This window comes from Kiloniella spongiae, from assembly GCF_001026905.1.
GTDB classification, from domain to species: Bacteria; Pseudomonadota; Alphaproteobacteria; order Kiloniellales; family Kiloniellaceae; genus Kiloniella; species Kiloniella spongiae.
Genome location: NZ_LAQL01000002.1, coordinates 467,261 through 487,603, shown reverse-complemented (window position 1 = coordinate 487,603; position 20,343 = coordinate 467,261). Strand labels below are relative to the sequence as shown.

At 46.0% G+C, this 20,343-nt stretch carries 18 protein-coding genes; 16 read left to right on the top strand and 2 right to left on the bottom strand.

Features of this window, described 5'->3' with window-relative positions; all coding sequences use genetic code 11:
- The first annotated feature begins 78 nt into the window (after positions 1-78).
- Both WH96_RS02255 and WH96_RS02250 read left to right on the top strand, forming a co-directional pair.
- Positions 79-492 (top strand): VOC family protein, encoded by a 414-nt coding sequence (locus WH96_RS02255; protein ID WP_047762475.1) that lies wholly within the window; start codon positions 79-81, stop codon positions 490-492.
- The gene (locus WH96_RS02250) at positions 489-1,424 is read left to right on the top strand and encodes a 2-hydroxyacid dehydrogenase (protein WP_047762474.1); all 936 of its coding nucleotides are present in this window, start codon (positions 489-491) and stop codon (positions 1,422-1,424) included. The genes WH96_RS02255 and WH96_RS02250 overlap by 4 nt, the downstream gene beginning before the upstream one ends.
- Before the next feature lie 8 nt (positions 1,425-1,432).
- Here WH96_RS02250 and WH96_RS02245 read toward each other — a convergent pair whose 3' ends face one another.
- Entirely contained in the window at positions 1,433-2,683 is a 1,251-nt protein-coding gene (locus WH96_RS02245) for a BaiN/RdsA family NAD(P)/FAD-dependent oxidoreductase (protein WP_082130276.1), read from the bottom strand.
- 252 nt (positions 2,684-2,935) lie between these two features.
- On the opposite strand from WH96_RS02245, the gene WH96_RS02240 reads away from it, so the two are divergent.
- The 4 genes from WH96_RS02240 (at position 2,936) to WH96_RS02225 (ending at position 6,377) form a co-directional block, all read left to right on the top strand.
- The gene (locus WH96_RS02240; RefSeq protein WP_047762473.1) at positions 2,936-3,586 is read left to right on the top strand and encodes an NnrU family protein; all 651 of its coding nucleotides are present in this window, start codon (positions 2,936-2,938) and stop codon (positions 3,584-3,586) included.
- 60 nt (positions 3,587-3,646) lie between these two features.
- Positions 3,647-4,339: a cyclic nucleotide-binding domain-containing protein gene (locus tag WH96_RS02235; protein WP_047762472.1), complete on the top strand. Its 693-nt coding sequence runs from the start codon at positions 3,647-3,649 to the stop codon at positions 4,337-4,339.
- Positions 4,340-4,430: 91 nt separating this feature from the next.
- A complete protein-coding gene (locus tag WH96_RS02230) occupies positions 4,431-4,775 on the top strand; it encodes an ArsC family reductase (RefSeq protein ID WP_047762471.1) in 345 nt (114 codons plus the stop codon).
- A 9-nt stretch (positions 4,776-4,784) separates the two neighbouring features.
- The gene (locus tag WH96_RS02225; protein ID WP_053005575.1) at positions 4,785-6,377 is read left to right on the top strand and encodes an RsmB/NOP family class I SAM-dependent RNA methyltransferase; all 1,593 of its coding nucleotides are present in this window, start codon (positions 4,785-4,787) and stop codon (positions 6,375-6,377) included.
- 116 nt (positions 6,378-6,493) lie between these two features.
- Here WH96_RS02225 and WH96_RS21025 read toward each other — a convergent pair whose 3' ends face one another.
- Entirely contained in the window at positions 6,494-6,931 is a 438-nt protein-coding gene (locus WH96_RS21025; protein ID WP_053005573.1) for a DUF2846 domain-containing protein, read from the bottom strand.
- 246 nt (positions 6,932-7,177) lie between these two features.
- On the opposite strand from WH96_RS21025, the gene WH96_RS02215 reads away from it, so the two are divergent.
- From WH96_RS02215 to WH96_RS02170, 10 genes are all read left to right on the top strand, one after another.
- Positions 7,178-7,609: a MaoC family dehydratase gene (locus WH96_RS02215; RefSeq protein ID WP_082130275.1), complete on the top strand. Its 432-nt coding sequence runs from the start codon at positions 7,178-7,180 to the stop codon at positions 7,607-7,609.
- A gap of 190 nt (positions 7,610-7,799) precedes the next feature.
- Complete coding sequence (locus tag WH96_RS02210; RefSeq protein WP_047762469.1) at positions 7,800-8,801, top strand: bifunctional riboflavin kinase/FAD synthetase; 1,002 nt, start codon at positions 7,800-7,802, stop codon at positions 8,799-8,801.
- Positions 8,802-8,825: 24 nt separating this feature from the next.
- Complete coding sequence (ileS, locus tag WH96_RS02205) at positions 8,826-11,684, top strand: isoleucine--tRNA ligase (protein ID WP_047762468.1); 2,859 nt, start codon at positions 8,826-8,828, stop codon at positions 11,682-11,684.
- Between the two features lie 14 nt (positions 11,685-11,698).
- Complete coding sequence (lspA, locus tag WH96_RS02200; protein ID WP_342667201.1) at positions 11,699-12,190, top strand: signal peptidase II; 492 nt, start codon at positions 11,699-11,701, stop codon at positions 12,188-12,190.
- Positions 12,191-12,220: 30 nt separating this feature from the next.
- On the top strand, positions 12,221-12,802 hold the full coding sequence (locus WH96_RS02195; RefSeq protein ID WP_047762799.1) for a DUF3035 domain-containing protein: 582 nt from the start codon (positions 12,221-12,223) through the stop codon (positions 12,800-12,802).
- A gap of 202 nt (positions 12,803-13,004) precedes the next feature.
- Positions 13,005-14,357, top strand: coding sequence for a M16 family metallopeptidase (locus tag WH96_RS02190; RefSeq protein WP_047762466.1), 1,353 nt, complete (start codon positions 13,005-13,007; stop codon positions 14,355-14,357).
- Complete coding sequence (locus WH96_RS02185) at positions 14,357-15,709, top strand: M16 family metallopeptidase (RefSeq protein WP_047762465.1); 1,353 nt, start codon at positions 14,357-14,359, stop codon at positions 15,707-15,709. The genes WH96_RS02190 and WH96_RS02185 overlap by 1 nt, the downstream gene beginning before the upstream one ends.
- Before the next feature lie 113 nt (positions 15,710-15,822).
- A complete protein-coding gene (locus WH96_RS02180; RefSeq protein ID WP_047762464.1) occupies positions 15,823-17,124 on the top strand; it encodes a hypothetical protein in 1,302 nt (433 codons plus the stop codon).
- Between the two features lie 14 nt (positions 17,125-17,138).
- Positions 17,139-19,085: a DNA mismatch repair endonuclease MutL gene (gene mutL, locus WH96_RS02175; protein WP_047762463.1), complete on the top strand. Its 1,947-nt coding sequence runs from the start codon at positions 17,139-17,141 to the stop codon at positions 19,083-19,085.
- A gap of 98 nt (positions 19,086-19,183) precedes the next feature.
- Positions 19,184-20,326, top strand: coding sequence for a DUF3095 domain-containing protein (locus WH96_RS02170; RefSeq protein WP_047762462.1), 1,143 nt, complete (start codon positions 19,184-19,186; stop codon positions 20,324-20,326).
- Positions 20,327-20,343: the final 17 nt, after the last annotated feature.

Below are 20,343 nucleotides of genomic sequence, written 5' to 3'. Positions count from 1 at the left end.
ACAGTAATTGTTTCTTCTTGTTTGTGCTAGACAGTTTTGAATCAATAAATTGGTTTCGGTTAATCAGGAGAATTCACGATGCAAAGCCTTTTCCATCTAGCTTACAATGTTCGAAGTTTGGAAGATGCACGTTCTTTTTACGGCGGTATTCTTGGCTGTGAAGAAGGACGATCATCTGAGAGCTGGGTAGATTATAATTTTTTTGGGCACGAGATCTCTTTGCATCTTGGCACTCCTTTTGATGTTCAAGCCACCGGTAAGGTCGGGGAGCATTTGGTACCGATGCCGCATTTCGGGGTGATACTTGAATATGCTGATTGGGTCAGTGTTGCTGAAAAACTAAAGCAGGCTGGAATTGAATTTCTGTTAGAGCCTATGGTGCGCTTTGAAGGGGAGCCGGGCGAGCAATGGACAATGTTTTTCTTTGATCCGTCGGGAAATCCGATAGAGATTAAAGGTTTTAAATCTATGGATAAGGTTTTTGCGTCATGAGTATTCTTTTGCTGACATCAGTCTCTTCCGAAGAAGAAGCAATGTGGTTAAGCAAACTCAGATCTGCCTTACCAGAAGAAGATGTTGTTCTCATGTCTGAGTTGAGTGATAAAGCTGAGGTTGATATGGCGATTGTTGCCAATCCACCTCAAGGCGTGCTGCACACACTTTCCAATTTAAAATGGATCCAGAGCTTATGGGCAGGGGTAGATGCACTCTTGGTTGATCCAACCTTGCCCGAGGATGTGCCTCTTGTCCGTTTGATTGATCCGGCGCTATCCGCTTCTATGGCTGAAGCGACGGCAACACATGTCCTTGCTTTGCATAGGGATTTGCCCCGTTATGCCCGTCAGCAACAGCGTCAGGAATGGCGACAACATGAGTTGCTACGGTCATCTGAGCGTAGAATCGGTATTCTAGGGCTCGGAGAAATGGGTGTTGCTTCTGCTCAGCAGCTACGGGCATTGGGCTTTAATGTACGTGGCTGGAGCAGGTCGTTGAAAACGCTGGAAGGCATTGAGTGTTTTGCAGGGCAAGGTGGTCTTCGCAAATTCCTTAATGGGTTGGATGTGTTAGTTAACCTTTTGCCTTTGACACCGGAAACAAAAGGCATACTCGCAAAGGACTTGTTTTCTCAGCTTCCCAAAGGAGCTGGGTTGATCAACTTTGGACGTGGTGGGCATCAGGTCGAGGGGGATGTGATTGCGGCATTGGATGCCGGACAGTTATCCCATGCTGTACTCGATGTTTTTTCACAAGAGCCTCTTTCATCGGATAATCCTTTGTGGCGTCATCCGCACATCACACTTTTACCGCACGTCGCAGCGCCGACAAACTCCGGAACAGCTGTTGGGATTGTCGCTAACAATATCAAGAACTATAGGAAAACCGGACAGTTACCAAAACAGGTTGAACGATCTGTTGGTTATTGAGGCCAGGATTAAACAGCGCGACCTGCAGCATGTCCCGATGCCCATGCCCATTGGAAGTTGAAGCCACCGAGGTGCCCGGTTACATCGACGACTTCGCCAATAAAGAAGAGCCCCGGTCGGGTTTTACTTTCCATTGTATTGGATGAAAGGTCTTTTGTGCTTACGCCACCAAGTGTAACTTCTGCCTTGGCGTATCCTTCATCCCCTGATGGGGTGATGGTCCATTTGTGGATAGATTCGGCAACACTATGCAACTTTTTGCTACCCATATCTGCAGGAGTTCTGTTCTCGCTGAATCTGTCGACCCATTCCTGGGCAAAGCGTTTGCTCATAAAAGGAGCGAGAACATTGGTCAGCGTCTTTTTCTTGTTCGCGTCTGCGGTCAGTTCTTCTTCAATGTTCTGTCCAGGAAGCAGGTCGATCGAAAGTGATTTTCCCGGTTCCAGATAGGAAGAAATTTGTAAAATAGCCGGGCCACTTAAGCCACGATGAGTGAACAGCAGATTTTCACGAAAGCCTTGTTTTTTTACTGATGCAATACAGTCCTGTGAAACGCCGCTAAGAGTTTTACAGAAGGCTTTATCATTGTCGTTCAAGGTTAAGGGGACAAGTGCGGGGCGGATTGGAGTGACTGGCACATCAAATTGTCGGGCAATCCTGTGACCGAAATCTGTGGCACCGATCTTTGGTATGGAAAGTCCGCCCGTTGCGATGACCAAAGAATGGCAGACTACAATGCCATTATCAGTTGCCAGAGAAAATTTAGGCGCGTTAGCTTTTTCAGGCAGAGGGCGGACACTTTTAACCGAGACTGGGTTTTGGATCTCGACGCGTGCGTTACGACATTCTGCGAGCAGCATGTCAATGATATCTTGTGCGGAATTATCGCAGAAAAGCTGCCCTAGTGTTTTTTCGTGATACTTGATTCCGTGCTTTGCCATCAGATCAAGGAAGTCATATGGCGTATAGCGTGCCAGTGCAGATTTACAGAAGTGTTTATTGCCGGAAATGAAGTCGCTGGCTGTGGTATGTATGTTGGTAAAGTTGCAACGTCCACCGCCAGAAATACGGATTTTTTCACACAGCTTTTTGGCGTGATCAATGACGAGAACGCGCCGTCCCCTTTTCCCTGCTTCAATTGCACACATAAGACCCGCAGCACCTGCGCCGATAATAATAACATCTCGGTTATCTGTCGCGGTTTCTGACCTCTTCTCAGGGTTCTTTTTCGATCCCTTTTCTGGGGAAGCGTTTTGCATAGCTCTCTCTTTTGGTCTTATGCTGGTTGAGGTTCGGCAATGTTGCAGAAACTTTAAGCGGGGTAATACCCGAATTCAGAAAAAACGCCAAGCTGTAACAATATTTTGAGGTCGCTGTTAATAAGACGTCGGGTGTTGCAACCCTATATGTAAGGGAGCAGAAATTGTCTCAGATGAAAAAACGGCTCTGGTGTTGTATTTAAAGTTATTCAGTAAGCTCATTGCAGCACAATACAGTTGAATGGAAAGCGAATGACGACTTCTTTAATTATTGGTGGGCTGGTTCTGTTTTCCTTGTTGCACCTGGTAACAGCAACGAGGTCGATAAGGTCTGCAGCCGCTGAACATTTAAGTGAATTACAATACAAGAGCCTCTTCTCGCTTTTGTCCCTGGTAACGTTTGGCGGAGCTATTTATGGCTATATTGAAAGCTCTTATGTTGAGTTTTGGGTGCCGGAAAGTGCTGTTGTTCTTTTTCAAAGCTTTGTATTGATGCCGATTGCAATTATTTTGCTGGTGAGTTCGTACATTTCGAGAGGCACACAACGATTAACACGTCATCCGATGCTTATGGGCGTTGCCATTGCGTGTTTCAGCCATGTGCTTGTGAACGGGGATCTGGCTTTTATTCTCTTTTTTGGTGGATTAGGAACCTATGCGGTTCTTGCAATGATCTGGTCCGATTATCAATGCCGGATATCCAAAGGCCCAAAGGATCAACTGTTTCTTGAGCAGACTGGGTATTTTCCTTCTTTTGGACGATTGTATCCAGAAGAGGGCGACATTTTGCCAAGAGTAGGAACCTTAGGACCTGTTATCGGGGCTGTGAGCTACGGGTTAGCAATAACATATCATGGACAGCTTTTGGGCGTATCGCCCCTTTCTTCATTGCTGGCATCATAGGGGGCGAGATCTGTATGGGCAGGGGAGCTTAGTGGCAATTAATAGAGTGGAGTTAGTGCAATGTCCTTTATTCAGGAAAACCTTTCAAGTCTCCCTGAAATTCTTGTTGCCATAGGTTTTTTACTCACGTTTATCGCCTTTGTTGTTCGTGATATTCTATGGCTTCGAATTTTTACAATCGTCGCCAAGTTCGCGATGGCGGTTGCTGCCCTGTTGCCCGAAGGTGGCCCGATGTGGCTTTCTTTTTCCGGGAATATGCTTCTTATTGCAGTGAATTTGTTCCACTCGACGCTTCTGGTTATGGAAAAACGCCGTTCCAGTTTCTCGAACGAGGAGCAGTCTTTAAAGGATGCGGCCTTCCCTTCTATGGAGCGCGTGTTTGTGAAGCGCCTTTTTAGCGCGGCCAGTTGGTCTGAATTTGATCAGGGTGAAACACTTCTTTTTGAAGGAGAATGCCCGGATAGGTTATTTCTTCTGTTTGAAGGAAAAGCTTTTGTATCTGTCAGGCACAAGCGTGTTGGCGAAATTAGAGCCGGACAATTTGCTGGCGAGATGTCTTTTCTGACGATGGAAAAAGCCGGTGCAACGGTGACAACCCGTGAAAAGACAAAGTGTTTGGTTTGGGAACGATCAGCCCTCGAAAAACTTTATCATAAAGATAAGGATCTTCAGGCTGTTCTGATCGCCGCTATCGGGGCGGACTTGGTGACAAAAATTCTCTCCCAAAATAGAAGAACTGCGAAATTCGGTTAGGTGCTATGTTTCTTGAAATGACAACTTTGCTTGCATTTCGTGATCAGAGGTTTACCTAGATGTCAGAATTTATTTAAGAACGGAAAGATTGATGATCAAACTTTATGGAATTAAGAACTGCGATACATGCAGAAAGGCACTCAAGACGTTGTCTGCTGCAGGTCTTGATCATCAATACCATGATTTCCGCGTAGATGGTCTGTCTGCTGAAGATCTTGATAAATGGATAGCTGCCGTGGGCTGGGAGAAGCTTCTCAATAAAAGAGGCACGACCTGGCGGAATTTATCTGATGATATTAAGGATTCAGTGAATGAAACTGTTGCCCGTGATTTAATGTTGGAAAACCCTACGCTCATTAAGCGCCCGGTTTCTGATACGCCACAAGGTGTCATTGTCGGGTTTACCAATAACGAACAAACCCTTTTGGGGCTTTAGGAGCGTATTGTGACAGATCAACCCAATGATAAAAATCCTGCTGGCGGCAAGGGACGTTCTGAAAAGCAGCAAGCGCGCAAAGAACGGTTTGTTGCGCAAAAACACGGAAAAGATACGGATCAGCGATATGATTCCAGTTACCCAAAAAAGCGTGAGCAGGGCAGATCGGGTGATGATCGAGACAAAGAACGAAATCCCTCGGGCGAGAGAAATTTTTACACAAAACGGTCAGATATTGAGCCGCTAAAAAGCGGTGCAAGACTGGCGCGTGGTGCAGAACGTGTTGACTTGCCAATGGGGCGTTTGTTGTTCCATGTCTTGGCTGTTCTGGAAGAAGCCACGAATTCTGATAGTCCCATAGACCGGGCACTGGCATCTCACTTTTCGAACATTAAAGGCCGTTTGACGCCGCGTGATCACGATCGTATTCGCGATATGGTGTGGGGTGTCGTTCGTCGTTATCGCCGTTTGTTATGGTGGTTGGAAATCAACGGGCAAACACCACAGGTACGTAAACTTCTTCTTGCCGATCTTGTACTGACCCATGGTAAGAATGTTCAGGACATTACGCATTTTTGCAAAGGTGGTGGCGGATACCTGAAACGTTTGACAGATTCCGAAGCTCGCGCGTTGAGCGCAATGGATGGAAAGCGTCTCGCAGATGAAACCATGCCTGAGGCTGTAACTCTGGAATGTCCGGCGTGGGCGGAAAAGGGATTGCGAGAAGTTTTTGGAGATCGCTTTACCGTAGAAATTGAGGCTTTGCGACAACCTGCGCCATTGGATATCCGAGTGAACCCCTTTAAAGGTAATCGCGATGAGCTGATCCCAAGATTGGAAAAGGCGGGATGCAAGGTCGAAAAGCTTGATTGGCTTCCCTATGGTTTGCGTATTACGGACGCTGGTCGAAAGGCGCACTTACCTTTCTATGAGCGGGGCGAGTTCGAAATTCAGGATGCTGGGTCACAGGTTTTGGCGGCAATGGTTGCTGTTGAACCAGGGCAACGGGTTATTGATTTTTGCGCCGGTGCAGGTGGTAAAACCCTGGCGTTGGCTGCAGAGATGAATAATCGGGGACAGCTGATTGCTGCGGATGTTCACAACAAACGCCTCGCCCGGGCAGCACTGCGACTGAAACGTGCTGGTGTCTTTAACGCTGAACGTAAAGTGTTGGGTAGCGAGCGTGATCCTTGGGTCAAAAAGAACAAAGGTAAATTTGACCGCGTTCTTGTGGATGCACCTTGTAGCGGGATAGGTTCCTGGCGTCGTGCCCCTGATTCGAAATGGCGCAGGGATGAAAAAGATCTGGAAGAATTGGTTGCGTTACAGGAAAGCATTCTAACCTCGGCGGCTCGTTTGGTTAAGCCGGGTGGACGCCTAGTTTATGCTACTTGTTCTCTCTTGCCTGTTGAAAATGAAGACCAGGTGGCAAAATTGCTTCGTTCTCGTCCTGACTTCAAGCTGGTGCCTGTGAAAGGTATCTGGGCAGAGAAAATGCCTACGTCCATGCCCGAGGCGATGGGGGACATGCTTCGCTTAAGCCCAGCAACAAACGATACCGATGGGTTCTTTGCGGCTGTTCTTGAGCGAGAAGCAGAGTAAACAACGGGCCAATTACTCAGATATAATTATGGCGATCTTTGTCGTTACAGCCTGTTGCCAGAGTGAAACTGTCTTTATTTCTGTGCCGTAGAGCTGTCGTGAGTCTAATTCGGGTTTTATTCTGGGGCCAAAAGTTTTTGCCCCTGAATTTCTTTTAGGGCCGCGTCTTCCGCAATTTCTTTGATAGCGTGATAGCTACGGATGATTGATGTCGTACCGTAGGCTTTGAAAAAGCGCGTTTCTCCAGGTTTTAAGAGTATTGAAATCGGATTTTCTATGTCAGATGATATCTTGATCTCATAGTTACCGGGCTGTGCGTTGCGGTAAAGAACCTGATTGATTTTGACAAATCCGACGGACTTCCCATTTACGAGAAACTCAGGCTCTACGGCCGCGAGAAAAGGAACCTGAGAACGATAAAAATATATTCGGGCATTCTCTGGTGAAATTGCTGGCAAGCTTCCGGTTATAGGTTTTGCTCGTTTGCTGGCTCCGCAAGCTGTGAGTATTAGAAGGGTAGAGATAATCGCAAATGTTTTTGTGAGTGAGTGCACGGGATAAGCCTCTATATGAAACGAATTTGTATCTTAGATCACTTTTAAAAAAATGCCAAAGCTCGTAAATCATATTTAATGGACTATGTTGCGCTGCAAAATAATACTTGTTTGCATGTGCGAAAAAACGTATTTTTTTGTAAAATTATCGTAAGGGTGGTTTTGGGGAAATAATAATACAAATCTCAAGGTCATTTAAATAACAATAAACTTAAAATAATAGACCTAAGGCGAAGGGAAGAGCTGATGTTCGGGCAACAAGGGTATTATATCGAAGATCTGAGTGAGGGAATGGAAGCGTCATTTTCCAAGACAGTTACCGAAGCTGATATTGTCTTGTTTGCGGGGGTGTCCGGCGATACTAATCCCGTTCATATTGATGAAGAGGCCGCAAAAAAGAGCGTTTTTGAAGGGCGTATTGCTCATGGCATGCTAACGGCCTCTTACCTGTCGACAGTTTTGGGAACCAGATTACCGGGCCCAGGATGCATTTATCTTTCTCAATCGCTCAGATTCAAGGGGCCTGTACGTATTGGTGATACTGTCACGGCTATTGTACGGGTGAGAGAAATAATGACATCGAAAAAACGCGTAATTCTAGAGACTCTTTGTCAAGTCAGGGGGAAAGATGTTCTGGATGGTGAGGCAACCGTGATGGTGTCTTCGCGGGATCAATAAGATCGTTGTTGCCAAATCTTTTGATAAAAAAGCTATAAGGCTGTTTTCAAGTAGCCTTTGACCTAGTATTCATAGGCCTTTCGGACACATTCATGGTGCGACTGCTAATATTAGGAGCCCGCCAAGAGTATTTCCTATGCGAATTATAGAATATTTCTGGAGCTTGAAGGCGGAAAGCCTAGGTTAATAAATGGCAGTTTTTCATAACTTTACCAATCTACCGGATGATGCACGGGGAGCCGTTGTTGCTATTGGCAACTTTGATGGTGTTCATCTGGGGCATCAGGCCGTGATTCGTCAAGCCGGTGTGATTGCGGAAAAGCTGAATCGTCCGTTGGCAGTCTTAACTTTTGAACCTCATCCTCGATCTCTGTTTAAACCTGATCAACCTTGTTTTCGATTAACGCCAATGATCGCGAAAGCACATGCCTTGAAAAAGGTCGGTGTTGATCATGTTTATATACAAGATTTCACCCTTGAGTTTGCGAAGCAGTCCGCTGAAGCATTTGTTCTCGATACTTTGGTGCGGGATCTCGGCGCGAGACATTTGGTTATTGGCGGCGATTTTTGTTTTGGTAAAGATCGTCAAGGTAATGCAGTCTTGCTGGAGGCCATGGGCAAAGTGCACGGCTTTGGGGTGACGGCTGCAACTCTGGTTGAAGATAAAAACGATGTGGTGTTGTCTTCATCGCGCATTCGGGAATATCTCAAAGCTGGTAAACCAGCCGATGCGGCAAGAATCCTTGGTCGCTATTGGGAAATAGACGGGACTGTAATGCATGGATTTAAGCGCGGAAGAACAATTGGCTTTCCCACCGCGAATCTATCCATGGAAAATTATCTCGTTCCCAGTTTGGGCGTTTATGCCGTACGTGTTGCCAAGGCCGGTGTTGAAGGCTTTGGATTAACCCATTGGTACAATGGTGTAGCAAATATTGGCGTGCGACCGACACTCAATGGTGAAGGTGTCAATCTGGAAGTTTTTATCTTTGATTTTGATGAAGACATTTATGATATGGACCTTCGGGTACAAATCGTGGAATATCTGCGCCCTGAAAAGAAATTTGATGGCCTTACGGCCTTGACTGAACAGATCAAAATAGACAGTGAGCAGGCACGTAAGCTTTTACTGGAATTACCTGATCACCCAATTGATCCCGTTGTTTCGACAACAGATGAACAACAAGCATAATTGTTAAAATGGAAGAGTGGCTCCATGAGCACGGATTATAAAGATACTGTTTTTCTCCCCAAGACTGATTTCCCTATGCGCGCCGGGTTGCCCAAAAAGGAACCTGAGATTTTACAGCGCTGGAGAGATATTGGGCTGTTTGAAAAACTGCGTGCACAAAGTAAGGGGCGTGAAAAGTTCACACTTCACGACGGACCTCCCTATGCCAACGGTCATCTTCATATGGGGCACGCTCTTAATAAAGTTTTGAAAGATGTGATCAACCGTTCCCAACAGATGTTGGGGAAAGATGCGCACTATGTACCCGGTTGGGATTGTCACGGTCTGCCGATTGAATGGAAGGTCGAAGAAGGCTATCGCGAACGCGGTCAGGATAAAGACGAAGTTCCTGTTGTTGAATTCCGTAAGGAATGTCGCGAGTTTGCTGACAAATGGATCAAAATTCAGATCGAAGAATTCAAACGTCTCGGCATCGAAGCGGACTGGGAACAGCCCTATAAGACCATGAACTATCAATCAGAATCTCTGATTGTAAAGGAAATGGGCAAGTTCTTGATGAACAAAGGCCTCTATATGGGGACCAAGGCTGTTCTGTGGTCGGTTGTCGAGAAAACTGCTTTGGCGGATGCAGAAGTTGAATATCATGAGCTTAAGTCACCAACGATATGGGTGCGTTTTCCGATTGCCAGCAGTAATGATAAGCTGCTCGACGGCGCATCGATCATTATCTGGACAACCACACCGTGGACAATTCCTGCGAATAGAGCTGTAGCCTGTGGTGACGCGTTTGAATACGTGGTTTACGAAGTTACCGAGCTTGGCGAAAACAGCATTGCAAAAGTTGGTGAACGCCTTGTTCTGAACCGCGAACTTTCTGAGCAGGTTAGAATAGATGCGAAGATCGAAGCCTGGACCGAAGTTGGTGTGGTTTCTGATCTCTCTGACGTTAAAGTTAAACACCCGCTTAATGGATTAGAGGGTGCTGATGGTGGATATGATTACGAAGTGCCTTTGCTAAACGCAGACTTTGTAACTAACGACGCTGGTACAGGATTTGTTCATATCGCGCCAAGCCACGGTGCGGATGATAATGAACTTGGTCGTCAAAAGGGCCTTGAAGTTCCAATGATGATTGATGAAGCGGGTGTTTATTACGATCACGTTCCATTCTTTGCGGGTGCTTGTGTTTATACGCAAGAAGGCAAAGCCGGCGATGCTAATGGTCGTGTGATTAAAGCTTTGATTGAATCAGGCTCTTTGTTGGCAAAAGGATCCATGCGTCATAGTTACCCGCATTCTTGGCGTTCCAAAGCGCCGTTGGTATTCCGTGCCACGCCACAGTGGTTCATTTCAATGGAAACCAACGAGTTGCGTGACAAAGCGCTTAAAGCTATTGATGATACGCGGTTTATTCCTGAAAAAGGATCGACCCGTCTTTATAAAATGATCGAGGGTCGTCCGGATTGGTGTGTATCTCGTCAGCGTGTATGGGGGGTTCCCCTGCCGATCTTTATGGAAAAGAAAACGGGTGAGCCACTGCGGGACCAAAAAGTTCTTGATCGTATCGTAGACGCTTTCGAACAAGAAGGCGGCGATGCCTGGTTTAACAGCCCACCAGCACGCTTCCTTGGTAACGAATATAACCCGGATGACTACGAGCAAATTCAGGATGTTATTGAAGTGTGGTTTGATTCTGGGTCAACCCACAGCTTTGTTCTGGAGGCACGTCCGGAATTGAAATGGCCGGCTGATCTTTATCTTGAAGGATCGGATCAACACCGTGGCTGGTTCCATACGTCTTTGTTGGAATCTGCAGGTACACGAGGTCGTGCCCCGTATGATGCTGTTTTAACCCATGGCTTTGTTCTTGATAACAAGGGCCGCAAAATGTCTAAGTCCTTGGGCAACATTACGGCCCCTGCGGAAATCAATGCCAAATACGGTGCTGATATTCTGCGCCTCTGGGTAGTTGCTTCTGATTACTCTCAAGATTTGCGTGTTGGCGATGAAATCCTGAAGTATCAGGCAGATGCCTATCGTCGTCTTCGAAACACGCTTCGGTTCCTTTTGGGAAGTCTTGATGGTTTTAATGATGCTGAGCGTCTGCCTGTCGAGGAAATGCCTGAACTTGAAAAATGGGTTCTACACCGTTTGACCGAATTGGATACCATCGTTAGTAAGTCCTGTGATGACTATGACTATCATGCGATGTTCCAGGCTTTGCACAACTTCTGTGCGCTTGATCTTTCGGCTTTCTATCTCGATATCCGCAAAGATACGCTTTATTGCGACGGAACAGGCACGCTGGAACGTCGGGCCTGTCGTACGGTAATTGATATACTTTTTGATGCACTTACTGCTTGGTTAGCACCGATCTTGTGCTTTACGACCGAAGAAGCATGGTTGGCGCGGGGGAAAACAGATATTGCTGAATCTGTTCATTTACGTACTTTCCCTGAAATTCCAGCGGGGTGGAAAAACGACACGCTGGCCGAACGTTGGGACAATGTGCGCGAAGTTCGTCGTGTTGTGACTGGTGCTATTGAAGTTTTGAGAGCTGAAAAGAAAATTGGTTCCAGTCTTCAGGCTCGTCCAGCAGTTTATATAAGTCGTCCAGAATTGCTTTCAGCCATTGGTGATCTTGATATGGCTGATATCTGTATTACGTCCCAGATTGAATTGGTCGAAGCAGATGCGCCGCAAGAAGCTTATCGCTTGAACGACGTTGATGGCGTCGGTGTTGTGGTTGATGGTGCCGAAGGTGAAAAATGTGAACGCTGTTGGAAAGTACTCCCCGATGTGGGAAGTCATCCGAATGCCGAAGCTACCTGTAGCCGTTGTGCCAGTGTTCTGGGTGCCAGTGTTCTGAACGCATCTTCTTAAAGCAAGGTGATTTAATGATGCTCCGTGCTTTGATATTGGCAATTTTGATTGCTGGAATTGATCAAGCTAGTAAGTGGTATGTCTTGCTGGATGTGATGAACCCGCCCCAAGTTATCGAGGTGACTGGTTTTTTTGATCTCGTTTTGGCTTACAATACCGGAGTGAGTTTTGGTCTGTTTGGTAGCGATTCTGAATGGCGCCCTTTTCTGTTGGCGGGGGTTGCCATTGCCATCGTGATAGCATTGTTTGTTTGGCTCTATAAAGAACCGGGCAAATTGATTGCTGTATCTGTCGGCCTTATCAGTGGTGGCGCAATCGGGAATGTAATCGACAGGTTTATTCATATTGGCGTGGTTGATTTTTTGAGTTTCAGCATCTCATTCCTGCCGTGGCGAATATTTAACCCCTGGCCCGCATTTAATCTCGCAGACAGTTTTATTTTTATCGGGGTTATGGTTTTGCTCTTTGACGGCTTGTTCTTGACGCAATCTAAGGGTAATAAGTAGGGACCTTGAAAAAGGATGCGGACCGAAAGCATGAAAAATATCAAATTTTTGGGGTTAATTGTTCTTTCCCTAATCGTCGCTGGTTGTAGTGATGGCTTAAAAGAGCAAATAGGACTAGGAAAGCGTGCGCCCGACGAATTTAAAGTCGTGTCCAGAGCTCCTCTTAGTCTTCCTCCTGATTATAATCTTGCACCACCTCGCCCTGGCGCGCTTCGTCCACAAGAAGGCTCAGCTCAAGGACAAGCGAAACGTGCTGTCTTTAATCTTGATGGTACTGCGGGACCTCAGAAAAACTCTGCACTGGAACAAGCTGGTCGTAGTGATGGCGAAATGGCATTGCTGGAATCTGCTGGAGCAGATGAAGCGCCGGATGATATTCGTTTGCTTATTGACCGCGAGACACGGCAGCTTAATTCTGAAAGTGAACGCGTAGTTGATACGTTGATTTTCTGGAAGGATCAGCCTAGACCTAACAGTGTGGTTGACCCTGTAAAAGAGGCAAAACGCATTCAGGAAAACGCAGCGCTTGGCACGCGAGGTAAAGGCGAAACGGAAAGTATTACGATTGAACGCGAAGCGCCACTTGAAGGCGTGTTTGATAATATCTTCTAATATTTTTTGTGATGTTCATGAATTAAAAAGCTCCGATTTTCTCGGAGCTTTTTTGTTTTATAGGGCAGGTTGAGGGAAATAAGTAGTTCTGCCCTAGTTTTGCCAGATTAATGGGCCATGAATGCCATTGATTGATCGTGTGTTCTCTATGACTTGCGACTATATTCAATGTAATTTTTTATAATGACCTGGCTATCTTAATATGCTTTCCAGATTTAAACGTATCGGTTCTCTCAACATTATAATTTGTAGCTTTGTTCTACTGTTTTCTCCTGTTCAAGGGGCTGTCTTTAATCCAGAGGTATTTAAGCTGGATAATGGGCTTGAGGTCGTAGTTATTCCTAACCATAGAGCGCCAATTATCACGCAGATGCTTTGGTATAAAGTCGGGGCTGCGGATGAAGAAGTTGGCGAATCAGGTAATGCGCACTTTCTTGAGCATCTTATGTTCAAGGGTACTGAACGTTTCAAATCTGGTGAATTTTCGGCGTTGGTTGCCAAAAATGGTGGCCAGGAAAATGCATTCACATCTTGGGATTACACGGCCTATCATCAAACAGTTGCCAAAGACCGTCTTGAAATGGTGATGGAACTGGAAGCAGACAGAATGACGGGGTTACTTCTGGATGATGAGAAGGTATTGCCTGAACGGGAGGTCGTTCGAGAAGAAAGACGTAGCCGCGTCGGTAATAGCCCGGGGGCGCAGTTGGGCGAAGTCATGCGGGCAAGCCAGTTCCTTAACCATCCTTACCGTATTCCCATTATCGGATGGGATCATGAAATTGAGGCGCTAAATACAGAAACGGCACTTTCGTTCTATAGAAAATGGTATGCGCCTAATAATGCGGTCCTTGTTATTTCCGGTGATGTGACTGCCGATGAAATCAAACCCCTTGCTGAAAAGTATTTTGGATCTATTCCTCGCCGGGAGATACCTGAACGGAAAAGGATCTCTGAACCGCCGCAAAATGCCGCGCGACGCGTTATCAAAGATAGCCATTTGGTAACGAACCCATCCGTTACGATTAGATACATCGCCCCGAGTTATCGGACGGCTGAAAATAACGATGCCTATGCGTTGCAGGTGCTGGATGAAATTATTGGTTCAGGAGCGACCAGCAAGCTATACAAAAAGCTGGTTATTGAAGAAAAATTAGCTGCATCCGTTGGTACATCTTATAGCCCCAATGCCTATGATTTGAGTACATTTACGCTTTATATCTCTCCGCGCCCTGATATCGAAATTGATGTGGCTGAAAAACGTTTGCGTGAAGAACTCTTTGATTTGATTGGACAGGGAGTAACAGAGGAAGAGGTTAAAAAGGCTAAAACCGGCATGGTCGATGCAGCTGTTTTTGCGCGGGATTCTCTTTCGGCTGCTCCTAATGTCATAGGTCGTACTTTGACAACAGGTGGCAGTGTCGAAGATATTGAAGCTTGGCCCGAACGTATTTCTGCTGTTACTCCTGATCAAATCAATGATTTGCTGAAAAAGCTCTTTATTGAGAACCAATCCGTTACCGGTATTTTGTTACCTACAGGGGAGTCAAAATAATGAAATCTTCTGTAAAACTTGGAATTGTTACTGTCCTCTCAATCTTGCTGAGCTTTTATAACCTTTCTTCCGCTTTTGCTGTTGATATCACTGAGGTTACCAGTCCCGGTGGGATAAAAGCGTGGCTTATAGAAGATCGTAGTAATCCGATTATTTCAATGAAGTTCGCCTTTTCGGGAGGTTCATCTGTCGATCCTGATGGTAAAGAAGGTCTCGCTAACTTGGTTGCGGCGACAATTGATGAGGGGGCAGGAAATCTTGATTCGCAAACTTTTCAAGCGGAACTGAATGACTTGTCTATTTCCCTGGGTTTTAATGCAGGGCGTGAGTTTTTTAGTGGCGAGCTTGTCACATTGAAAAAAAACAAGGTTAAAGCATTTGAGCTGCTGAATCTGTCTTTGACAGCACCAAGGTTTGATAGTGAACCTGTTGAGCGCATTCGAACGCAAATTTCACTGGTACTCGAGCAAAGACTGGATGACCCAGGATACAAAGCCCAAAGTACCTTGAGGGATCTCTATTATCCCAATCATGTTTATGGGCGCCCCAATGATGGTACGCTTGCGAGTCTCAAGAACATAACAGTTCTGGATATGAAAAACTATCTGAATGAAAATATCTCACGTGACAACCTGACCGTAGCTGTTGTTGGCGATATTGATGCTGTTGAACTTGGCCAGTTTTTGGATCAGGCTTTTGAAGGAATTATACAGAAAGCCAAACCATTTCGAGTTCCTGGGGCGAAGCCAGCAATTAAAGGCGGAACCATTATTTTGGATGAAGATATTCCACAGAGTGAAGTCTTAATGGCACAGCCTGGTATTTCTCGTGATGATCCTGATTACTACGCCGCTTTTATTGTTAATCATGTTCTTGGGGGCGGTAGTTTTTCTTCGCGTTTGTATCAGGAAGTTCGAGAAAAAAGAGGATTAGCCTACTCAGTAGGGAGCTATCTTTCCCTTCTGGATCAGGCACCGCTATTGATGGCGTCTGTTGCCACGCAAAATGAACGGGTGGCGGAAACGATCCGGATTATGAAAGAGCAATGGTCGCTAATGGCCGAAGAAGGACCTAGTGAGCAAGAATTGAATGATGCCAAAACCTATTTGACCGGCTCTTTCCCCCTAAGCTTTACGAGTACCGGACGGGTTGCAAATATTCTTTTGGCCATGCAGTTAAATGATCTGGGAATTGATTATCTAGATCAGCGCAACGAATATTTGGAAGCAGTATCACTGGCTGATGCAAAGCGCGTTGCAAAAAGGCTTTTCGATACAGATGCACTTACTGTCGTTATTGCTGGCCGTCCTGAAGGTATTGAGCAACAAACGCCGTTATCTATAGCCCCATAAAGGTTCTTTTTGGGGCATAGACCTAATAGTAATGTTTTAGAGGATGAAGGCTTTCGTCGTCGGTTACAAATAGGTAATACTACAAGCATATTCTTAGATAGATAAAAGAGACAATGTCCTACACGCACGATGCAGAGTTTTGCCTTGCCAGAACACTTGGTGAAGGTGGTTTGGAACAACAGATTTTTGAAGAGCAGCTTCAAGGATGCAAGGCTAGTTTAGCCCGTCTTAAAGATGATAAAGATAACGGACGATTGCCATTTCTGACAACCCCTGGTGAGCGGGATGATCTTGTGGCTTGCCAAACGGTTGTCTCTTCCTATCGTGAAAATTGTGATGATGTGATCGTTCTGGGAACAGGCGGTTCTTCGCTTGGTGGACGAACACTTTATGGCCTGGCGACCAGTGCTTTCGGACCGATCAATGGGGGACCACACCTTCATTTCATTGATAATATCGATCCGCATAGTTTTGATGTTCTTTTGAAGCACGTTGACATTTCTCGCACGGGATTGATTGTCGTTTCCAAATCCGGCTCAACCGCTGAAACAGTTTCCCAGTTCATGGCTTTGTTACCTATATTCCAGAAGGAGTATGGGCCGGACAAATTATCAGAACGAGTGACTGTTATCACTGAACCCCGTCCAAATCCGCTAAGAAAATTGGCCAGAGATCTGGGGCTTGAATGCCTTGATCAAAATCCGTTAATTGGCGGACGTTTCTGTATTCTTACTCTGGTCGGGTTGCTACCGGCAATGATTGCAGGATTGGATGCCGCAGCCTTGAGAAATGGTGCGCAGAAAGTTGTGGATCAAGCCTTCTCTGGGGCGCAAATGGAAGATATTCCTGCAGCGGTGGGTGCCGCTATTGCTACAGGGTTACAACGCCAGCGCGATATTCGCCAAACCGTCATTATGCCCTATGAAGATAGACTTGCAGATTTTGGGCTCTGGTATAATCAACTATGGGCAGAGAGTTTGGGTAAAGAGGGTAAGGGAACGACGCCAATTCGTGCCCTTGGAACTGTAGATCAGCATAGTCAACTGCAACTCTATCTGGATGGACCTCAGGATAAGATGTTCACCATGATCTATCATGATGCCAAGGGGATGGGGTTGCCCGTTGATTCTGTTCTGCCAAAAGGCGAAGATTCATTGAGTTATCTTCGTGGACGAACTTTGGGCGACCTGTTGACGGTTTCCGCAGAAGCCACCATGCAAACTTTGGCTAAAAATGGTCGTCCGGTAAGAAAATTCCTGCTGGATAAAATTGATGAAGAAACCTTGGGTGCGTTGACCATGCACTTTATGTTGGAAACTGTGATCACAGCTGATCTCCTCGGTGTAAACCCCTATGACCAGCCCGCAGTTGAACAAGGCAAAGTCCTTGCCCGTCGTATGCTAAAAGATCTTTAATCAGGAGCCTTTCAGTGCTTATCCGTCGTTTACCCAACACCCTTGTTAATCAGATCGCTGCCGGTGAAGTTATCGAACGCCCCGCTGCAGCAATTAAAGAATTGGTGGAAAACGCACTGGATGCCGGATCACATAATGTTGATGTTGTGATGCGCGATGGCGGGCGTAGTTATATCTCGGTGACAGATGATGGCTGTGGTATGAGCCGAGAAGGACTTGGCATTTGTATCGAGCGCCATGCGACATCAAAGCTGCCTAGTGATGATCTTGTTCATATTAAAACGCTGGGGTTTCGGGGCGAAGCTCTGCCATCTATTGGTGCTGTTGCGCGTCTTCAAATTACAAGCCGTGAAGCGGATGCCGAGGATGCCTGGACAATTAAAGTCGAAGGTGGTGTGGTTACTGATCCACAACCTGCGGCATGTAACGTCGGGACACGGGTTGAAATCAGGGATTTATTTTTTGCAACACCCGCCCGGTTGAAATTTTTAAAAGCAGCGCGGACAGAAGTCAGCCATGCTGAAGATGTTTTGAAACGTCTTGCTATGGCCAATCCGGAAGTTGGGTTTTCGCTTTCTGATGAAAAAAGAACAATCCTTCGCTTGCCTGCCAATAGTGGCGATTTGTTTGAAGTCAGATTGAAACGCCTTTCATCCGTAATGGCGCGTGAGTTTGAAGAAAATGCGCTACCTATTGAAGCCGAGCGCGAATATTTGAAACTTTCCGGTTATATCGGATTGCCGACCCTCAATCGAGGAAATGCACAGCACCAGTATCTTTTTGTGAATGGTCGCCCAGTAAAAGATCGTTTATTACAAGGTGCTGTGAGAGGTGCGTATCAGGATTTTCTTGCTCGTGATCGGCATCCGCTTCTTGCTTTGTTTTTGGAACTACCGTCCGAAATGGTTGATGTGAACGTTCATCCGGCCAAGACAGAGGTTCGTTTTCGGGATGCGACCTTGGTCCGTGGTTTGATTGTCGGTGCCTGCAAACATGCGTTGGCAGAAGCAGGACATAGAGCCTCTACTTCGGTGGGTAATGCGGCTTTGGGGATGCTGGAAGCTGCGCGTGCTCGGGGCGAACAGGGCGGCGGGTATGCGTCAGCACGCCCAAATACAGATTATACGTGGCAATCCAAGTCCTCGATTAACTATCCTTCTGGGCGTTTGTCAGACGCAGTTATGGATTACCACGCACCTTTATCGGATGGTCAAACAGGATTTACACAATCTGCCTTACCCGGAGCAGAAGATTTTATTCCAGAAGCCAGACAAGAACATTTCCCATCAGGCTTGTCAGAAAGGCCGACGGAATGGAACGGGGATCCCGGGGAATCTAACAGTTATGACATTAATGTTGATAACTTTGACCATACGGCCCACCCCCTAGGGGCGGCACGGGCGCAATTTCACGAAAACTACATCATCACGCAAACCGCGGATGGCATTGTTGTTGTTGACCAGCATGCGGCCCATGAAAGACTGGTTTTAGAGAAGATGAAGGCACAAATGGCGGAACAGGGTGTTAAAACCCAGATGTTGCTGTTGCCTGAAGTTGTCGAACTGGACGAAGATGCGGCGCACCGTTTGGTCAAGAGAGCAGATGAGCTGTCTGAACTGGGGCTGGTACTTGAAGGATTTGGAGCCGGAGCTGTTGTCGTACGCGAAGTGCCAGCTATCCTAGGCGAGCGTGCGAATGCAGTTGCATTGGTCAGAGATCTTGCTGATGAGTTGGCAGAGTTAGGGGAAACTCTTGCACTGAAAGAACAGATTGAACGGGTTTTGGGTACCATGGCATGTCATGGATCAGTTCGATCCGGTCGTCGTCTCAACGGGGAAGAAATGAATGCTCTATTGCGACAGATGGAAGTGACGCCGCATTCCGGACAGTGCAATCACGGACGTCCGACCTATATTGAATTGAAGCTTGCTGATATAGAAAAACTCTTTTCCAGAAGATAATCGTTCCTACTTATAAGTTGTATCGCGTATGCGGCTGGTTACTTCTGTGTCGATTGATAAGAAGTATTTTGAGGTTTGGATCACAATGGGAGACTTTTTTGAGTTTTGACTTTTTAAGCCTTAAGCCCGCAACGCGATTTATACATGCCTTTACGGATGACTTTTATCAGGAAGTTCCTGATGACTGGTGGGTTATTGTTACAGATGTTGTTAGCTCAACCAGGGCTATCGAAGCCGGTCGCTATAAAGATATTAACATGCTGGGGGCAGCATGTATCACGGCTGTCTTTAATACAGTAGGGGGTGCGATAATTCCCTTTGTTTTTGGTGGCGATGGCGCATCTTTTCTTTGCTCATCTCAGGATCGTGATGCTCTGATTGATGAATTGCTTGCTGTTAGAAGCTTTGGTCTGGATTTTTACGATCTGGAACTAAGAGTGGGATGTGTTCCTCTTTCCGAGATTAGAAGGGAGGGAAAAAACATTCAGGTTGCCCGGTTAGAGCTATCTCCCGGTAATAATCTCGCTCTGTTTAATGGTGGTGGTCTGGCTTTGGCTGATACAATTATCAAAGCAGATCAAACTGGTGAGTTCTGTAAACAGAATATTGAAACCCGTTTGCCTAATCTGGAAGGGCTTTCTTGTCGTTGGCAACCTCTAAAACCTGTAAATGGGCAAATCATCACATTGCTGGTACATGCGAATCATGATGATGATTATGCCAGTATTGTCGAACATATTCAGCGTATTCTTGATCAAGCGAGTGCTGATATAAACCCTGTTAAGATTCAACAGATGAAGTTTAGAGGGTTTTTGGAAAACTTTTCTTTAGAAAAATTTGCGGCTAGTAAAGCTGCGAGTACTCATATTCGTCCCATTTTAAAGACTCTTTTTGAAAAAATATTTCAGAGATTTGCCCATTTTGTAAATTTGAAATCAGGTCCCTATCAACCAGAAACGTATTTGACAGAATTACGTAATAATTCTGATTTCAGAAAGTTTGATGACATGGTGCGAATGGTTTTAGATTGTAGCTCTGACGTCATAGAAGAGCTACAGGCTTATCTTGAAAAAGAAAGGCGTGCAGGACGAATTACCTACGGAGTCCATCTCTCAGATGAAGCCTTAATGACATGTTTGATGTTGGATCTCCATCACGCTCAACATATCCACTTTATCGATGGGGCCGACGGTGGCTATGCAATGGCTGCAAAAAAATTGAAAACTCAGATGATGGAATAATTGTCAAAGCTCTAGAA